15 protein-coding genes are annotated in these 15852 nt (G+C 73.5%); 9 read left to right on the top strand and 6 right to left on the bottom strand.

Annotated features, from left to right (window positions below; translation table 11 throughout):
* Positions 1–34: 34 nt before the first annotated feature.
* The 4 genes from nhaA to Aiant_RS44340 all read right to left on the bottom strand — a co-directional run bounded on the left by nhaA (position 35) and on the right by Aiant_RS44340 (position 3489).
* On the bottom strand, positions 35–1342 hold the full coding sequence (gene nhaA, locus Aiant_RS44355; RefSeq protein WP_189335510.1) for a Na+/H+ antiporter NhaA: 1308 nt from the start codon (positions 1340–1342) through the stop codon (positions 35–37).
* A gap of 180 nt (positions 1343–1522) precedes the next feature.
* Positions 1523–1729 carry a DUF1918 domain-containing protein gene (locus Aiant_RS44350; RefSeq protein WP_189335511.1) on the bottom strand — a complete coding sequence of 69 codons (207 nt, stop codon included), beginning with the start codon at positions 1727–1729 and terminating at the stop codon, positions 1523–1525.
* A gap of 404 nt (positions 1730–2133) precedes the next feature.
* On the bottom strand, positions 2134–3063 hold the full coding sequence (locus Aiant_RS44345; RefSeq protein ID WP_189335512.1) for a CE1 family esterase: 930 nt from the start codon (positions 3061–3063) through the stop codon (positions 2134–2136).
* Positions 3064–3096: 33 nt separating this feature from the next.
* Positions 3097–3489 carry a nuclear transport factor 2 family protein gene (locus tag Aiant_RS44340; protein WP_189335513.1) on the bottom strand — a complete coding sequence of 131 codons (393 nt, stop codon included), beginning with the start codon at positions 3487–3489 and terminating at the stop codon, positions 3097–3099.
* 262 nt (positions 3490–3751) lie between these two features.
* Between Aiant_RS44340 and Aiant_RS44335 the strand changes: the two genes are divergently transcribed.
* From Aiant_RS44335 to Aiant_RS44325, 3 genes are read left to right on the top strand one after another with little or no spacing between them, the layout of a single operon-like run.
* Entirely contained in the window at positions 3752–4588 is an 837-nt protein-coding gene (locus tag Aiant_RS44335) for a CPBP family intramembrane glutamic endopeptidase (protein WP_189335514.1), read from the top strand.
* Entirely contained in the window at positions 4585–5742 is a 1158-nt protein-coding gene (locus tag Aiant_RS44330) for a sensor histidine kinase (protein ID WP_189335515.1), read from the top strand. Before Aiant_RS44335 ends, Aiant_RS44330 begins: the two co-directional genes overlap by 4 nt.
* A complete protein-coding gene (locus tag Aiant_RS44325) occupies positions 5739–6398 on the top strand; it encodes a response regulator (protein WP_189335516.1) in 660 nt (219 codons plus the stop codon). Before Aiant_RS44330 ends, Aiant_RS44325 begins: the two co-directional genes overlap by 4 nt.
* Positions 6399–6488: 90 nt before the next feature.
* Here the strand turns inward: Aiant_RS44325 and cspE are convergent, their stop codons facing one another.
* Complete coding sequence (cspE, locus tag Aiant_RS44320; RefSeq protein ID WP_189335517.1) at positions 6489–6692, bottom strand: transcription antiterminator/RNA stability regulator CspE; 204 nt, start codon at positions 6690–6692, stop codon at positions 6489–6491.
* 117 nt (positions 6693–6809) lie between these two features.
* On the opposite strand from cspE, the gene Aiant_RS46825 reads away from it, so the two are divergent.
* Positions 6810–6932 carry a hypothetical protein gene (locus Aiant_RS46825; protein WP_268248854.1) on the top strand — a complete coding sequence of 41 codons (123 nt, stop codon included), beginning with the start codon at positions 6810–6812 and terminating at the stop codon, positions 6930–6932.
* 3 nt (positions 6933–6935) lie between these two features.
* Positions 6936–7310, top strand: coding sequence for an ArsC/Spx/MgsR family protein (locus Aiant_RS44315; protein WP_189335518.1), 375 nt, complete (start codon positions 6936–6938; stop codon positions 7308–7310).
* Positions 7311–7497: 187 nt separating this feature from the next.
* On the opposite strand, the gene Aiant_RS44310 is transcribed toward Aiant_RS44315, so the two are convergent.
* Positions 7498–10212, bottom strand: coding sequence for a bifunctional acetate--CoA ligase family protein/GNAT family N-acetyltransferase (locus Aiant_RS44310; protein WP_189335519.1), 2715 nt, complete (start codon positions 10210–10212; stop codon positions 7498–7500).
* 304 nt (positions 10213–10516) lie between these two features.
* On the opposite strand from Aiant_RS44310, the gene Aiant_RS44305 reads away from it, so the two are divergent.
* From Aiant_RS44305 to Aiant_RS44290, 4 genes are all read left to right on the top strand, one after another.
* On the top strand, positions 10517–12172 hold the full coding sequence (locus tag Aiant_RS44305; protein WP_189335520.1) for a DUF4331 domain-containing protein: 1656 nt from the start codon (positions 10517–10519) through the stop codon (positions 12170–12172).
* 67 nt (positions 12173–12239) lie between these two features.
* Positions 12240–13550: a tetratricopeptide repeat protein gene (locus Aiant_RS44300; RefSeq protein WP_189335521.1), complete on the top strand. Its 1311-nt coding sequence runs from the start codon at positions 12240–12242 to the stop codon at positions 13548–13550.
* Entirely contained in the window at positions 13547–15304 is a 1758-nt protein-coding gene (locus tag Aiant_RS44295) for a sulfite exporter TauE/SafE family protein (RefSeq protein WP_189335522.1), read from the top strand. The genes Aiant_RS44300 and Aiant_RS44295 overlap by 4 nt, the downstream gene beginning before the upstream one ends.
* A 259-nt stretch (positions 15305–15563) precedes the next feature.
* Positions 15564–15818, top strand: coding sequence for a hypothetical protein (locus Aiant_RS44290; RefSeq protein WP_189335523.1), 255 nt, complete (start codon positions 15564–15566; stop codon positions 15816–15818).
* Positions 15819–15852: the final 34 nt, after the last annotated feature.

The following is a 15852-nucleotide window of genomic DNA, read 5'->3' as shown; positions in this document are numbered from 1 at the left end:
GGAGCGATCAAAGCCGCAGTCGGGAGTGCCGTGGCTACGAGACAGAATCCTGTTGGTACACGTCGGGTACGCCGTCGGCGTCCGAGTCGAGCTCCTCGGCCGCGCAGATCCGGCGGTAGTGTCGGTTGCGGATGCGCAGGACCGCCGCGGCCAGCAGGGCGGCGATCAGCGACCCGGCCAGGATCCCGATGCGGGCGTGCTCGTCCTTCTCGCTGCCGGTGCCGAAGGCCAGTTCCCCGATCAGCAGCGACACGGTGAATCCGATCCCGGCCAGCAGCGACAGCCCGAGCACGTCCCACCAGCTCACCCCGTCGCCGAGGGAGGCCCGGGTGGCCCGCCCGACCACCCAGGTCGTGGCCAGCACCCCGGCGCACTTGCCGAGCACCAGTCCGGCGACGACGCCGACGGTCACCGGGTCGCGCAGGGTGGCGGCGAGCCCGCCGGCGCCGGACAGCGACACCCCGGCGGCGAAGAACGCGAACACCGGCACCGCCACCCCGGCCGACAGCGGCCGCCACCGGTGCTCGAAGTGCTCCGCCAAGCCGGGCCCCGGCCCGTGGGAGCGGCGCCCGACCGGAACCATGAAGCCGAGCAGCACACCCGCGACGGTGGCGTGGATCCCGGAGGCGTGCACCAGCGTCCAGGTCGCCGCGGCCAGCGGCAGCAGCAGCCACCAGGACCGCACCCGGCGCTGCACCAGCACCGCGAACAGGCCCAGCGGGAGAAGGGCGGCCAGCAGTGGCAGCAGATGCAGCGAGCTGGTGTAGAACACCGCGATGATGACGATCGCGAGCAGGTCGTCGACGACGGCGAGGGTCAGCAAGAACGTGCGGAGCGCGGCGGGCAGGTGGGTGGCGATGACACCGAGCACGGCGAGTGCGAACGCGATGTCGGTGGCGGTCGGCACCGCCCAGCCGGACAGTGCGCCGCCGGCCGCGCGGGCGTTGATCGCCGTGTACACCAGCGCCGGGACGGCCATACCGCCGACGGCCGCCGCGACCGGCATGATCGCCCGGCGCGGATCGCGCAGGTCACCGGCGACGAACTCGCGTTTGAGCTCCAGGCCGGCGACGAAGAAGAAGATCGCCAGCAGGCCGTCGGCAGCCCACTGGGCGAGCGTCAGATGCAGGTGGAGAGCGTGCGGACCGATCGCGAACGCGCCGAGATCCTGATAGGCGGGCGCCCACGGCGAGTTGGCCCACAGCAGGGCCAGCACCGCGGCGCCCAGCAACAGCGCGCCGCCGACGGTCTCGGTGCGCAGCACGTCACCGATGCGGCGGGTCTCCGGCCAGCTGCCCCGGCCGAACAGGAAACGGCGCGGACGAGAGGGTGTGTCGGTCACGGAACTCCTTCACCAGGGCACGGCAAGAACACCGCCGACCAGGCTTCCCGGCACACCTGACCGTCAACCTACCGTGCCGCACGAACGCCGGCAGCGATTCACCTCTGGCGGCTGATCCGCCGTGCAGGGTGCGGTGGCCGCTCTCGGAACCGTCCACCCCGACGACGATCAGATGGTCGTTCATGTCTCCCTGATTCGGATGTTCCCCGGTTCGATGTGTGCGCCCAGGCCCGGGAACAGCAGGGTGGTGTGCCCGAGGTCCAGCCAGTGCACGCGGTACGGCGGATAGCCGTCCTGATGACCGACGCCCGTGACGATGCCGACCCGGGGCCGGCCGTTCAGGCCGGCCGGGTCGATCACGATCCGGTCCCCGGGCCGGGCCCTCATGACCGGCCTCCTGCCGGGGCGGCCTCGGTGTGAATCTCCAGGGCCCGGGCCGGCGCTGCCTGTGCGGCGGGCGACCCGCCGAATCCGATGACGATCTTCGTGTCGCGCATGATGCGGGCCTCCTTCTCCGTCTCTCTTCATCGGACGCCGGTGGCGGCGGAGGCAACAGGGCCGATGGCCCTGCTCCGCGGGGCCGGAAGCCGGGTGGTGACGAGAAGCGGAGAGCAGGCGTACGGCTGGGGCAAGCGGCGCGGCGCCCGGACGACCGGACATCCCGCAGGGCGTGGGCACGCGCATTCTTGGACCGGCGTTGCGTTCGACCCGGGCCATCCGGCCCTGTCCGCCGCGCGGCGTGCGCTCCACCATGGAGTACGAGCAGCGCCTGCGGACCCTCCGCGGCGGGCTCACCGGGCGGGTTTGACCTGGGACAGCAGGAAGTCCGTGACGGCCGGCGCGAAGGCGGCGGTCAGCTGCGGCACGTGGGAGCCGCCGGTCATGGTCCACGCCTGCACGGTCGAGCCGCCGGCGCAGCCCGACGAATAGGTGCGGACCGACGTCTCAGCGCCCGGCAGGCTGGCGATCAGGTCGAGTTTCGGGCCGTCGCGGCCGTCCGCGCCGCACCCGTCGTAGCCCCGCCACTGGGTGACCGTGGCATCCGCCGACGGGTACGCGACGCCGTTGTTGAGCCCGCCCTCGAAGGCGATGGTCTCGTCGGCGCTGCCGTGGATCGCGAGCACGCTCACCGGCTCGGACGGCCGGCACCGGGCGGCGTCGTTCCAGGTGGCGGCGTTGAGGGAGACGATCGCGGTCACCTGGTCGGCGTGCTCGCAGGCCATCCGGAACGACATGAACCCGCCGTTGGAGTGCCCGATCAGATAGACGCGGGCGCGGTCGATCCGGTACGTGCCCTCAAGGGTGGTGATGAGCCCGCTGAGGTAGCCGGAGTCGTCGGGTTGCTGATGGAAGAAGTCGCAGCAAGCGTCGGTGGCGTTCCAGAAGTTCGCGCCGCGGCTGTCGACCAGACCGTCCGGATAGGCGTAGACGAAGCCCCGCCGATCCGACTCGGCGGTCAGCCCCATGTACTGCTCCATCTGCTTCCCGTACGACGTGTAGCCGTGCAGCGCGACGAGCAGCGGCGCGGGCCGGGCGGGATCGTAGGAGGCCGGGACGTGCACGGTGACCTGCCGCCCGCCGATCTCCAGCGTGGCGGTGCCGCTCACCGGCATCGACGACGACGGTTTCGGATCGTCGGTGGAGCCGCAGGCCGCCAGGGCCATGGTGACGGCCGCGACGGCGATCACCGCCCGAGCCGCCTGCCACGCGCGCCGCGCCATCGCACCTCCCCAGGTGCGCTCAGATTAGCGGCCTCAGCGCTGGGTCGCCTCCCGGCGAATCTGGTCGAACTGGGCGTTCATCGCCTCGGCCAGCGCCTGCGCGCCGGACAGCGGCCGGACCATCACCATGAACCGGTCGATCAGGCCGTCGTCGTCGAGGTGGATGAAGTCGCAGCCGGTGATGTCCTTGCCGCCGACCTTGGTCTCGAACACCAGCGCGTGGTCCCGATCGTCCGCGCCGGCCAGCTCGCTGACGTACCGGAAATCCTCGAAGACCCGCAGCACGCCGCGCAGGATGGCGGCGGTCATCGCCTTGCCCGGGTAGGGCTGGAACGCGACCGGGCTGATGAAGACCACGTCCTCGGCGAGCAGCGCCTCGATCGCCGCCAGGTCACGGGCCTCGACCGCTTGCCGGAACGCTTTCATGAGTCCTCCTCGCCTTGGTGATCACGGTCATCGTCGCACGGGACGGCCGGACACGTGCGGCGCACGCCCGGGTGTCACGGCGCGCCAGGCCGCGGCCTCCTGGTGGCCCGTCCGGACAGGGCAGGTACTACTGGTGACACCCCCGTGTCCCCCGTGCGAGCTACCGGCAAGTGTCCACCGCACGGTGACGATTGTGGCGGCGCAAATCCATAGGTTTCTTTCGTGCCGCGCCGTTCCGGTCGCGGCTTGCGAAGGAGGCACCATGCGATTCGTCAAACAGCTGCTGGCCGTCGCCGCCGTCGCCCTGGTCGGCGGGCAGAGCGCCGCCGCCGTCGAGGGCAACTTCCTGCTCACGCTGGTGATCGGCGCCGGGACGGCCGTGCTGGGCGTGGTCGTCTACCGGTGGGTCGTGCGGCGCACCGAGCGCCGGGAGCCGGCCGAGCTCGGCCGGGACGGCTGGGGCGGGAAGCTGTGCCGCGGGACGCTCCTCGGCTTCGCCATGTTCGGGGCCGTCATCGCCACCATCGCGTTCCTCGGCGGCTACCACGTCGAGGGCTGGGGCTCGCCGGCCGGAGCGCTGGGGCTGCTCGGGTTCATGGCGGCCGCTGCCGTCAGCGAGGAACTGCTGTTCCGGGGCGTGCTGTTCCGGATCATCGAGGAGCGGACGGGCACCTGGATCGCCCTCGCCCTGACCGGCGTGGTGTTCGGCGCGATGCACCTGGCCAACCCGGACGCGACGCTGTGGGGGGCGACCGCCATCGCGATCGAGGCCGGATTCATGCTGGCCGCCTGCTACGCCGCCACCCGGAACCTGTGGGTCCCGATCGGTCTGCACTTCGGCTGGAACTTCGCCGCCGGCGGCATCTTCAGTGTCGTGGTCTCGGGTAACGGCGAGTCGAAGGGCCTGCTCGAAGCCTCCACGTCGGGGCCGGTCGCGCTCAGCGGTGGCGCCTTCGGGCCGGAGGGCAGCCTGTGCGCGGTGCTGGCCGGCGTGGTGCTGACCGTGGTGTTCCTGTGGCTGGCCAAGCGCCGCGGGCACCTCGTCCCGCGCCGCGGCCGTGCGGCGCAGGCCCCGGCAACCGCTACAGTCGCCCCGTGATCCAGCTCCGGAGGCTCCCGGACCGGTGGCGGCGGTTGCCGACCACGGTCCGGGATCTGCCGCTCGCCCTCGCCTTCGCTCTCCTGGCGGTGGTTCCGGCGCTGGAGCGGCACGGTACCCAGCTCGGCGACCTGCCGGCCCGCCCGTACGACACGCTGACTGCCGTTGTCATCGCCCTGGAGTGCCTGCCGCTGGCCGTACGCCGCCGGTGGCCGGCCGTCTGCCTCGCGCTCGTGTCGCTCGGCTTCGTGGTCGACCAGGTCCGCAGCTACCACACCGTCGCGGGTGCCGGTCTGGCCGTCGCGCTGGTCAGCGCGGGCGCCTACGCAGAACAGCGCCGCTGGGCCGTCGTGGGTCTCGGCTCGGCGGCGTACCTGCTGCTGGCGATCGCCCTCGACCGGCTCGGCTCGGGTGAGGGCGTCGTCGGGTTCACCACCTTCTACCTGCTGCTGGCGTCGGCGTGGGGCATCGGGGCGTGGCTGCGCCAGAACCGGACCGCCGAGGCGGAACGCCGCCGCCAGGTCGAGGAGGTCACCCGGGCCGCGGAACGCACGCGCATCGCCCGCGAGCTGCACGACGTCGTCACCCACCACGTGACCGCGATGGTCGTGCAGGCCGAGGCGGCACGCTACCTGACGGGTGCCCCGGACCGGCTGGACCAGACCTTGACCGCGATCACCGATACCGGCCGCCGGGCCGTCGGCGACCTGCGGCAGCTGCTCGACCTGCTCAACCCCGATCACCGGACCGACGACCCGCGTACGCCCTCCGCCGGCGACCTGGGCACCCTCGTCGCCCAGACCCGGCAGGCGGGGCAGCCGGTCGAGTTCGTCCAGGACGGGACGCCGCCGGCGGCCACCGGCAGCACCGAGGTGACGGCGTACCGGGTGGTGCAGGAGGCGCTGACCAATGCGTTGAAGCACGCACATGGCAGCCGGACAAGAGTGCACATTCACCATGGGCAGGGGCAGACGACCGTGGAGATCAGCACCGACGGCTCCGGATCCGGCAGCGGGTCCCCGGGCGGCAGCGGGCGCGGGCTCGCCGGGCTCCGCGAGCGGGTCACGGTCCTCGGTGGCGACTTCAGCGCGAGCGCGCAGGCCGGCGGTGGCTTTCTCGTGCGGGCCCGGATCCCGGCCGGAAACCCGTCGTGACCGCGCCGATCCGGGTGCTGGTCTGCGACGACCAGGAACTGATCCGCGCCGGCTTCGCGACGATCATCGACGCCCAGCCCGACATGGAGATCGTCGGCGAGTGCGGCGATGGGCGCGCGGCGGTCGACCTGGCCGCCCGGCTCCGGCCGGACGTGGTGGTGATGGACGTGCGGATGCCGGTGCTCGACGGCATCGGGGCGACCCGCCTGCTCGCCGGCGCCGGGGTTCCCGAGCCGGTGAAGGTTCTCGTGGTGACGACGTTCAACCTCGACGAGTACGTCTATGAGGCGCTGCGCGCGGGCGCCAGCGGCTTCCTCCTCAAGGACGCCCCGCCGGCGCAGCTGCTCAACGGCATCCGCACGGTCGCGACCGGTGCCGCGCTGCTCGCCCCGGAGGTGACCCGGCAGCTGGTGGGCAGGTACGCGGCCCGGATCCGGCCGGCCGAGAGCGACCCGGGCGGCGGCGAGCTGACCCCGCGCGAGCGGGAGGTGCTCCGGCTCCTCGCGGAGGGACTTTCCAACGGCGAGATCGCCGCGGCGCTGGTGCTCAGCCAGGAGACGGTCAAGACGTACGTGTCCCGCATCCTCACCAAGCTCGGCCTGCGCGACCGGGTGCAGGCCGTGGTGTACGCGTACCGCCGTGGCCTGGTGAGCTGAGCGGTTCGCTACTCCTCCCCGGTGGTGCTCATCGTGCTGGTCGCCGGCTGGTGGCGGCCCGCCGGCGGGCCGCCGTTCGCCGACGGTGGATCAGAGCGGGCGGATGTTCGCCGCCTGCGGGCCCTTCTGGCCCTGGGTGATCTCGAACTCCACCTTCTGGTTCTCCTCCAGGCTGCGGTAGCCGCTCGCCGAAATGGCGGAGAAGTGGGCGAAGACATCAGGCCCGCCGTCGTCAGGGCTGATGAAACCGAAGCCTTTGTCCGCGTTGAACCACTTCACAGTGCCGGTAGTCATTCCTGCTCCTTTCCCTGCCGTCGAAGACCCCAAATGCGGATCTTCAGCCGTCGCGTCGGTCGCCCGCGTCGGACGACACGGAAACCGAAGGCGCGCGGTTGGACCTCGGTTACCCCTGTGAACGCCGAGAAAACGTCGCAGGAGATCAACTCGGCGCGACCGCAGTGGGGAGCCGCGGCGATCCCGCCGGCCGGCGTCGACTTCACCGACGCGGTGCCGGTCCGCCGCTACCATCGGTGAGCGATGGAGATCTGGATCAACCCCGAATGTTCGAAGTGTGCCTCGGCGCTGTCGATCCTCGACGCCGAGCAGGCGCAGTACACCGTGCGGCACTACCTGGAGCAGCCGCCCACTCCCGACGAGCTGCGCGAGGTGCTGCGCCGGCTCGGGCTGGACCCGTGGCACATCGTCCGGTTCGGCGAGCCGGTCGCGGCGGAGCTCGGGATCGCGGACTGGCCGCGTGACGAGGCCGGGCGGGATCGGTGGCTGGAGGCGATGGCCGCGCATCCCGCGCTGATCCAGCGTCCGATCATCACCGCCGACGACGGTACCGCGTCGGTCGCGCGCACTCCCGACGCGGTTCGCGAGGCGCTGGCGCGTCCTGCCGAGCGGCACTGAACCCCTCGTGCCGGTCAGGCCGGGCCGCCGAGTGGTCCCGGCCCTCCTTGCGTGGTGCCGACTTCAGGCTCACCTCCTCACCCTCCGCCGTGGGCGGGCCGGCGGACAGGGCCGAGCGCACCGCCGTCCGGGACCTCCGGACACCGGGACCGCATTCCGCTCCGGGTGCCGCCGCGGCGGTGGCGCGTCAGGAAGCGGCTCGGCGGATGCCGCGGACCGAGCGCTCCGGCCGGCCGGGCTTGCCCGGCGGGGCGGCCGGGGCGACGGGCGCCGGAACGGCCGGGGACAGCCGTCGCAGCGTCGCGTCCGGCTCGGCGCCGACCGGGGCGATCCGGATCCGGGCGTCCGCGACCAGCATCCCGCCCGGCCCCGCGAACACCGGCTCCAGCCGCAGCTCCGCGATCTCCGGAAGGTCCTCCGCCAGCCGCCCCAGCCGCAGCAGCAGATCCTCCAGATCGGCCGGGTCGAACAGCGGAGCCTGGCGGCGTCCACCGGACAGCGACGCGGCCGGCAGGTCCCGCCACATCCGGCCGGCGTCGAGGTCGGTGAGCGGCACGAGGCGTGCCGTGTCCCCGGCCCACCCGCCGCGCAGCCCGAGCCGCACCAGCGAGCCGAACAGCGGATCGTGCTGGATCCCGGCGGCCAGCTCGACCGGCGCCGCGAGCTGCCGCTGGATCAGCACCCCGGCCGGTCGGGGGCTGCTCGCGGTCACCACGTCGAAGGCGGACCGGACCGCCGCCGCGCTGGTCAGGTCGCGCCGCACGACGCCGGGACGATCGGGCGGCAGAGCCGCCGAGCGCACCACCACCGGGAAGCCGAGGCGTTCGGCGACGTCCACCGCGTCGACCCCGGTCCAGGCCGCGAAGACCGGGACCAGGAAGATCCCGTACGCCCGGAGCACCGCCGCCGCCCGGATCCGCGGCATCCAGCCCGCCCCGGTCGCCAGCGCCTGCCCGATCAGGGCCCGGGCCCGTGCCGGTTCGATCCCGGGCAGATCGGGCCGGCGGCCCAGCGGCTGCCGCTGCCAGCGCGCGTACCGCTCGGCGTGTGCCAGGGCCCGGATCGCCCGGTCCGGCTGCGGATACACCGGCGCGCCGCGGGTCCCGAACCGCTGGATGTCGTCGTTGCTGCCGGTCAGCACCGCCGCGACGGTGACGTCCGGATGGTTGTCGACGACCTCGGCGAGCGCGGCCATCGTGCCGACCGAGCAGTTCGCCCGGGTGCCGACGATCATCAGGAGCAGGATGTCCACCTCGCCGCTGTTCGCCACGGTCTCCGCGGCCGAGGCGATCGTCGCCGGGGTCGCGTCGATCCCGAGGTCGACCGGGTTGTCCCGGCCGCGCGGCAGTTGACGGCGGGTGTCCCGGCTCAGCGGGACCAGGGTGAACCCGGCGGCCTCGGCGCCGGCCACGGCCAGGTCGGTCAGCCCGCCCGCGTTGCCGACGATCCCCAGTCGCATCCCGGCCGGCGGCGGCTGGCCGATCAGTGCCCGGGCGGCGTCGAGCATCTCGTCGATGCCGGTGGTCCGGACGACGCCGGCCTGGGTGAACAGCGCGTCCACCAGCCCCGGAGCGTCCGGCCCGGCCGATCGCGGGCTCTGTAGGGTGAGGACCGGCTTGCGGCGGCCCAGCGCGCGGACGGTGCGGGCGAACCGGCGCGGGTTGCCGAAGGACTCCAGGTAGAACGCGACGGCCTGGGTGGCCGGGTCGTCGTACCAGTAGGCGATCAGATCGTTGCCGCTGACGTCGAGCTTGTCGCCCAGCGACACGAAACTGGAGATGCCGCAGCCGCTGCGGGCCGCATTCGCCAGCAGTGCGATGCCGACCGTCCCGGACTGGGTGGCCACCGCCAGCCCGCCCGCCGGCGGGCGCACCGGGGACAGGCAGGCGTTGAGCCGCACCTGCGGGTCGGTGCCGAGCACGCCGATACTGGCCGGCCCGACCAGCCGCATGCCGTGCTCGCGGGCGGTCCGCAGCACGTCGGCGCGGCGCTGCCGGGCGACCGGCCCGGAGCCGCCGAAACCCTTGCTGAGCACGACCGCGGCGCGCACCCCGCGCTGCCCGGCCTCCTTGAGCGCGGCCGGCACCAGGTCGGCGCGGACCGCCACGACCGCCAGGTCGACGGCCTCCGGGAGGTCGCCGACGCTGCGGTGCGCCGGCAGGCCGCAGACCGGGCGGCCGGGTGGGTTGATCGCGTACAGCCGGCCGGTGAACCCGTAGTCCCGCAGCGCCCGCAGCGTCTCGTGCCCGGCGCCGCCGTGCCGCTGCCCGGCGCCGATCACCGCCACCGAGCGGGGCGCCAGCAGCGGGCGCAGCGACGCCTGCTCGGCGACCCGGTCCCGGGCGTCGGCGGCCCGTTCGAACGCGGCGTGATCGGTCAGGTCGATGTCCAGGTCGACGTACCCGGCCGTGAGCCGCGTGTGCGCGTGCTCGTGGAAGTCGCTGATCACCCGGAGCATGCCGGAGTTGCCGGGCAGCATCTCGCCGACGAACTCGGTGATCCCGACCGACCGGGCCCGGGCGGCCAGGTGCTCCAGCAGCAGCGTGCCGATGCCCCGGCCGTGGTGCTCGTCGGCGACGAACGCGGCGATCTCGGCAGCCCGGCCGGCGTGGTCGAGGCGGACGCAGGAGGCCACCCCGATCAGCTCGGCGGCCTGCCAGGCGACGACCGTCAGGCGGTCCCGGGTCGCGGGGCGGCACAGCGAGTCGAGCTCGGCGCTGATCGTCTGCCGGCCCGGCACGATGAAGAAGCGCAGCAGCAGATTGTCCCGGGACGCTCCGGCGTAGAGCGCGGCCAGGGCGCCCCGGTCGTCGGGCCGGGCCGGCCGGATGGTGACGATGCCACCGTCGGAGGCCAGCGCGTCGGCGCCCTCGGAATCGCTGATGATCGGTGTACTGGTCATCGCCATCACGGCCTTCACCTCCGGACGCCCACCATCGGCGTCGCGCCGGCGCTGCCCCGCCGGCCAGGGCCACGGCTCCCATCCTGCCCCGGAAGAGCCGCCGCGCGGAAGCTCAGGACCGTGCCGCATCAGTTTCAGTGACGTCGATGCGCCCGGCCGGCATGCTGCGGCCCGAACAGAGTCATTCGCAGCCGGAGCCCGTGCGGATGGCCGGAAGTCGGGTAGTTCACAGCAGCCCATCCGGGCAGGCGCCGGCCCCGAATCCCGGCCGACAAAGCTCCACATCGGCACGGGAGGAACCACCATGACGGTCAACCGTCCCAGAGCACCTGGCAGCCGCACCCTCGCCGCCCTCGGCCTCGGCGCGCTGCTGGCCGGCGCGTTGTACGGCCTCGGCCCCGGCACCGCGACGGCGTCGAGCCACCGCGAGGCGCCCCTGGTCGCCGCCGACCCGGCGATCGACAACACCGACGTGTACGCCTTCGTCAGCCCGGACCGCCCCGGCTACGTCACCTTCGTGGCGAACTGGCAGCCGTTCGAGGAACCCAACGGCGGCCCGAACTTCTACCCGTTCGCGACCGACGCGACCTACCACATCAAGGTCGACAACGACGGTGACGCGAAGCCGGACGCCGAGTTCCGGTGGAAGTTCAAGAACATCGACAAGCGGGGCAACGACACGTTCCTGTACAACAACGGCCCGGTCACCTCGATCGACGACGAGAACTTGCTGTTCCGGCAGACTTACACCCTGGAGTCGTCGTTCAACGGCGGGGACTTCACGACCCGGGTCGAGGACGCGCCGGTCGCGCCCTCACGCGTCGGCCCGGCTTCCATGCCGGACTACAAGACGCTGCGCGACCAGGCCACCACCACCCTGCCGGGCGGCTGGAAGCTGTTCGCGGGCCAGGCCGACGACCCGTTCTTCCTGGACCTGCGGGTCTTCGACCTGCTGTACGGCGGGGACCTCTCGGAGACCGGGCAGGACACCGTCGCCGGGTACAACGTGAACACGATCGCGATCCAGGTGCCGTTCAAGGACGTGGCCCTGAACGCGGACGCCACCCGCAACCCGGTCATCGGCGTGTGGTCGACCACCGAGCGCAACCGGGTGCGGATCACCGGCGGCGGCCAGTCCGGCGGCAAGGTGCAGGTGTCCCGGCTGGGGCAGCCGCTGGTCAACGAGGTGATCGTGCCGGCCGGCCTGAAGGACGCGTTCAACGCCAGCAAGCCGCGGCAGGACGCGCAGACCCCGGCGCTGGTCAAGCGGGTCCTCGAACCCGAGGTGCCGAAACTGATCGAGCAGATCTACGGCATCCCGGCGCCGCAGACGCCGCGCAACGACCTCTCCGAGATCTTCCTGACCGGGATCACCACCAAGGCCGGCGGGCCGATCAAGGCCGACCTGAACTCGCAGCTCAACAACAAGGACGTACGGGCCTCGGCGTTCGTCCCGGCGGAGGAGCTGCGGCTGAACCTGTCGGTGCCGGTGGCGGACAAGCCGAACCGGCTCGGGGTGCTCGGCGGGGACCTCCAGGGCTTCCCGAACGGGCGGCGGCTGACCGACGACGTGGTCGACATCGAGTTGCAGGCGCTGGTCGGTGCGGCGCAGACCGGGAAGATCGTGGACGCGCTGGCCGCGGGGGACCGGGTGAACGCGAACGATCAGCAGTTCAGCGGTCAGTTCCCGTATCTGGCGCTGCCGAACGGCGTGGCGGTGAACAGCGCCGGTAAACGGGGTGGGGCCCAGCCGGCGCCGTCGAGCAGCGCGCAGAAACTCAGTGGGGGCACCGCCCCGGCGGCGGCTCCGGCCGCTGCTCGGCCCATGGTTCCGGTGGCGTACGCGACCGGAGCGTCCGGGCTCGGGATTCTGATCGTCCTGGGCGGCCTGGTCGTCCTGCTGCGCTGGCGGCGGGGACGGGTGACCAGGGCGGACGACGATCCGACCCTCCGGTTCTGACAGTTCCCGGGTGGGCGCGCCCGCATCCCGTGCGCGCCCACCCGCTCGCTCTCCTGGGAGGAACACCATGCGACGTGCCCTGACCCGGCTCGCTCTGGCCGCCGCGCTCGCGGCCGTCCTGCTCGGCGTGGCGGCCGTGCTGATCCGTCCGCGCGCCACGGCCCCGGCCACGCCCGCGAACCAGGTCGCCGCCCCGCCGGCCGCCGACGTGCTGGCCGCCCGGGTTGCCCGCGCCCAGCGGCAACTGCGGGACGTGCCCGGGGACTGGCCGGGCTGGGCCGCGCTCGGCGGGGCCTACCTGGAGCAGGCGCGGATCACCGCCGACCCCGGGCTCTACCCGAAGGCCGAGCAGGCCGCCCGCCGCTCCCTCCAGCTGCGGCGCGACGGCAACAGTGACGCGCTGGTGGTGCTCGGCGCGCTGGCCAACGCGCGGCACGACTTCGCGACCGCCCGGGCACAGGCCCGCGCGGCGCTCGCGGTCAACGATCACGACGCCGACGCGTACGGGGTGCTGGCCGACGCGCTCACCCAGCTCGGCGACGCGCCCGGCGCCACCGGCGCGGTGCAGCGGATGCTCGACCTGCGGCCGGGGCTCGCGGCCTACGCCCGGGCCTCCTACGACCTGGAACTGCACGGCCGGATCGCCGAGGCGGACGACCTGATGCGCCGGGCCCTGAACGACGCGGTGGACCGGCACGACGTCGCGTTCTGCCGCACCCAGCTGGGCGACCTGGCGTTCGCCCGGGGCGACCTGGAGGCCGCGACCGGTGAGTATGCGGCGGCGCTGACCGCCGATCCGGCCGCGCTCGGCGCCCTCGCCGGCACCGCCAAGATCCGGGCCGCGCACGGCGACCTGTCCGGTTACGCCGACCTCACCGCGCGCCTGCCCGGCCCGTCCACCCTGGTCGAATACGCCGAGCTGCTGCGCGCCGCCGGCCGGGGGAGCGAGGCCGCCGAGCAGCTGGCCCTGGCCGACGCCGCGGACCGCCTGTTCACCGCGAACGGCGGCACCGACGGACTCGCCACCGCCGCCCTCGCCCTGGCCCAGGGCCGCCCGTCCGACGCGGTCACCGCCGCCCGCGCCGAGTGGACCCGCCGCCGGCACCCCGACGTGGCCGACACGCTCGCCTGGGCACTGCACCAGGACGGCAAGGACAAAGAGGCTTTTCGGTACGCCCAACGCGCCCTCGCCGGCGGCGCGCGCCCCGCCGTCTACGCCTACCACCTCGGCATGATCCAGCTCGGCCTGGGCCGGCCGGCCGAAGCCCGTACCGAACTGGCCCGTGCCCTGGCCACCAACCCGTACTTCTCCCCGGTCGAGGCCCCGATCGCCCGCCGAGCCCTCGCCGCCCTGACCCCTCCCGGAGGGAACCGATGAAGAAGTACCTCCTCGGCACGATCGTCGCGGCCGCCGGCCTCCTCGCCTGGCCCGCCACGCCGGCCCAGGCCCACCCGATCAGCAATTTCTCGGTCAACCAGTACGCCGGGCTGACCCTGCACCCGGACCGTGTCGAGGTCACCGCGGCCGTCGACGTCGCCGAGATCCCCACCCTCCAGGACCGCACCCGCGCCGACACCGACCGGGACGGCACCCTGTCCCCGGCCGAGCGCGCCGGTTACGCGCAGGCGGAGTGCGCCCACCTGGCGTCGGCCTTCACGGTGTCGGTGGACGGCCGGCGCCTGACGTGGACGGTGCCCGCCCGGTCCTATGCGGTCACTCCCGGCGCGGGCGGCCTGTCCACCGGCCGCCTCGACTGTACGCTGACCGCGCCCACCCACCTCGCCGACCGGTCCGCGCTGACCGTGGACAACGCCTATCGCACCGACCGGGTCGGCTGGCGCGAGATGACCGCGGCCGGCGCCGGGGTCGGCCTCGCCGCGTCCACCCTGCCCGCCGAAAGCGTCTCCGGCCAGCTCCGCAACTACCCGCGCGACCTGCTTTCCTCGGCGCTGGACGTGCGCTCCGCGACGATCCGCGTCGGCGCGCCGGGCACGGTGGCCGCCGCCGACCGCCCGGCGATCCGCGCGGCCGGCCCGACCTGGCTCATGGCCGCGCAGACCCGCGTCGAGAAGGCACTCGGCGGGCACCTCACCCCGCTGGTGGTCGGGCTGGCGTTCCTCCTGGCACTGCTGCTGGGCGCCGGCCACGCGGCCCTCCCCGGCCACGGCAAGACCGTCATGGCCGCTTACTTCGCCGGCCGCCAGGGGCGAATCCGGGACGCCCTGGCCGTGGGCGGCACGGTCACCCTCGCCCACACCGGCGGAGTGCTCCTGCTGGGCCTGCTGCTGAGCACCTCGACCGCCCTGGCCGGTGAACAGGTCCTGACCGCTCTCGGCCTGACCAGCGGTCTCCTGGTCGCGGCCGTAGGCGTGACCATGCTGATCGCCGCCCGCCGCCCCGGAACCGTCCACACCCACCACCACGGCCCCGGCCCCCACGCCCGCCACCACCACCACGGCCCCGGCGCCCACGCCCACGTTCATCCCCACCGCCACAGCCACACCCACGGGCACCACCACGGCGACGGCCGGGAGCCCGCGCACGAGAACGGTCGTGTGCACGACGTCAGCCGGGGGCCCGCGCACGAACACGGGCACGACCATGGCGTCAGCCGTGAGCGCGAGCACGCGCACGGCCACAGCCACGAGGCCGCACCCGATCACGGTCATGGGCACGATGCCGGCCGCGAGCCGGCGCACGAAGACGGGCACGAGGTCAGCCATGGGGACAGCCGGGAGTCCGTTCCGGGCCACGGCCATGCGCACGGACGGGGGAGCCGGCTGCGGCGGCGTCTCGGGCTGGCCGGAATCGGTCTCGCCGGTGGCCTGGTGCCCAGCCCGTCGGCGCTGGTGGTCCTGCTCGGCGCGATCGGCCTGGGCCGGGCCGGACTCGGGGTGGCACTGGTCATCGCCTACGGCATCGGCATGGCTGCCACCCTCACCGCGGTCGGCCTGCTCCTGGTGGTCGCCCAACGCCGCCTCTCCCACCTGATCAGCAACGGCCGCTGGACCGGCCGCGTCAGCGCCCGCCTGACCCATTGGGGCCGCCGAGCCGCCGCCGGCGCCCCCACCGCCACCGCGGCCCTGGTGGTCCTGGTCGGACTCGGCATCGGCGTCCGCGCCATAGCCTGACCGGAACATCCATATTCCACACCCCTTTCCGGTACGCCGCAGTCGCGCATCCGATCCGCGCGAGGCGGACCCGGGTGGGGATCGGAGGCGCGTGGCGGTCCGGGGTGGCGGCGGTCCGGCGTGGACGGGTGCGGACGGGAGTGCTCCGGGCGTACGGAAAGCGGAATTTGATTTTTGTTCGGAGCGGACGAAGGAGCGCGGCGCTGGGCGGCCTACTCTGGTAGGCGAGAAGTCGGGGCTCCAACGCGGAGGTGGCCCGGTGGAAAGCGACAGGGACCAGCGAGAGTTCGACCGGATCGTCGCCCGGCTGGTCGACGACTTTCCCGGGCTGGCCGGGCGACGGCGGTGGCCACGCCAGGTGCGGATAGCCGTCGCCGTCTTCGGCGGGCTGCTCTGGGGCCTGCTGTCGGTCGCGATGGTCGCGTGGGGCGCGGCCGGCGTGGTGCTGACCTGCGTCCTGGTCGCCGCTGCCGTCGCGCTGTTGATCGCCGACCACTACCGCCGAGGCGGCTGAGCGACCCTCGACGGGTGTGTGCGTCATCTCGAGC

The sequence above is a fragment of the Actinoplanes ianthinogenes genome (assembly GCF_018324205.1).
GTDB lineage: Bacteria > Actinomycetota > Actinomycetes > Mycobacteriales > Micromonosporaceae > Actinoplanes > Actinoplanes ianthinogenes.
Note: the sequence above shows the minus strand (reverse complement) of the source record. Positions and strands in the feature narration are given on the sequence as shown.

Coding starts and splice junctions, on each gene's coding strand:
- Aiant_RS44305 (WP_189335520.1), top strand. CDS start 10,517: ATGACGGTCAACCGTCCCAGAGCACCTGGCAGCCGCACCCTCGCCGCC.
- cspE (WP_189335517.1), bottom strand. CDS start 6,692: ATGACTACCGGCACTGTGAAGTGGTTCAACGCGGACAAAGGCTTCGGT.
- Aiant_RS44295 (WP_189335522.1), top strand. CDS start 13,547: ATGAAGAAGTACCTCCTCGGCACGATCGTCGCGGCCGCCGGCCTCCTC.
- Aiant_RS44315 (WP_189335518.1), top strand. CDS start 6,936: ATGGAGATCTGGATCAACCCCGAATGTTCGAAGTGTGCCTCGGCGCTG.
- Aiant_RS44300 (WP_189335521.1), top strand. CDS start 12,240: ATGCGACGTGCCCTGACCCGGCTCGCTCTGGCCGCCGCGCTCGCGGCC.
- Aiant_RS44345 (WP_189335512.1), bottom strand. CDS start 3,063: ATGGCGCGGCGCGCGTGGCAGGCGGCTCGGGCGGTGATCGCCGTCGCG.
- Aiant_RS44310 (WP_189335519.1), bottom strand. CDS start 10,212: ATGACCAGTACACCGATCATCAGCGATTCCGAGGGCGCCGACGCGCTG.
- Aiant_RS44335 (WP_189335514.1), top strand. CDS start 3,752: ATGCGATTCGTCAAACAGCTGCTGGCCGTCGCCGCCGTCGCCCTGGTC.
- Aiant_RS44350 (WP_189335511.1), bottom strand. CDS start 1,729: ATGAGGGCCCGGCCCGGGGACCGGATCGTGATCGACCCGGCCGGCCTG.
- Aiant_RS44340 (WP_189335513.1), bottom strand. CDS start 3,489: ATGAAAGCGTTCCGGCAAGCGGTCGAGGCCCGTGACCTGGCGGCGATC.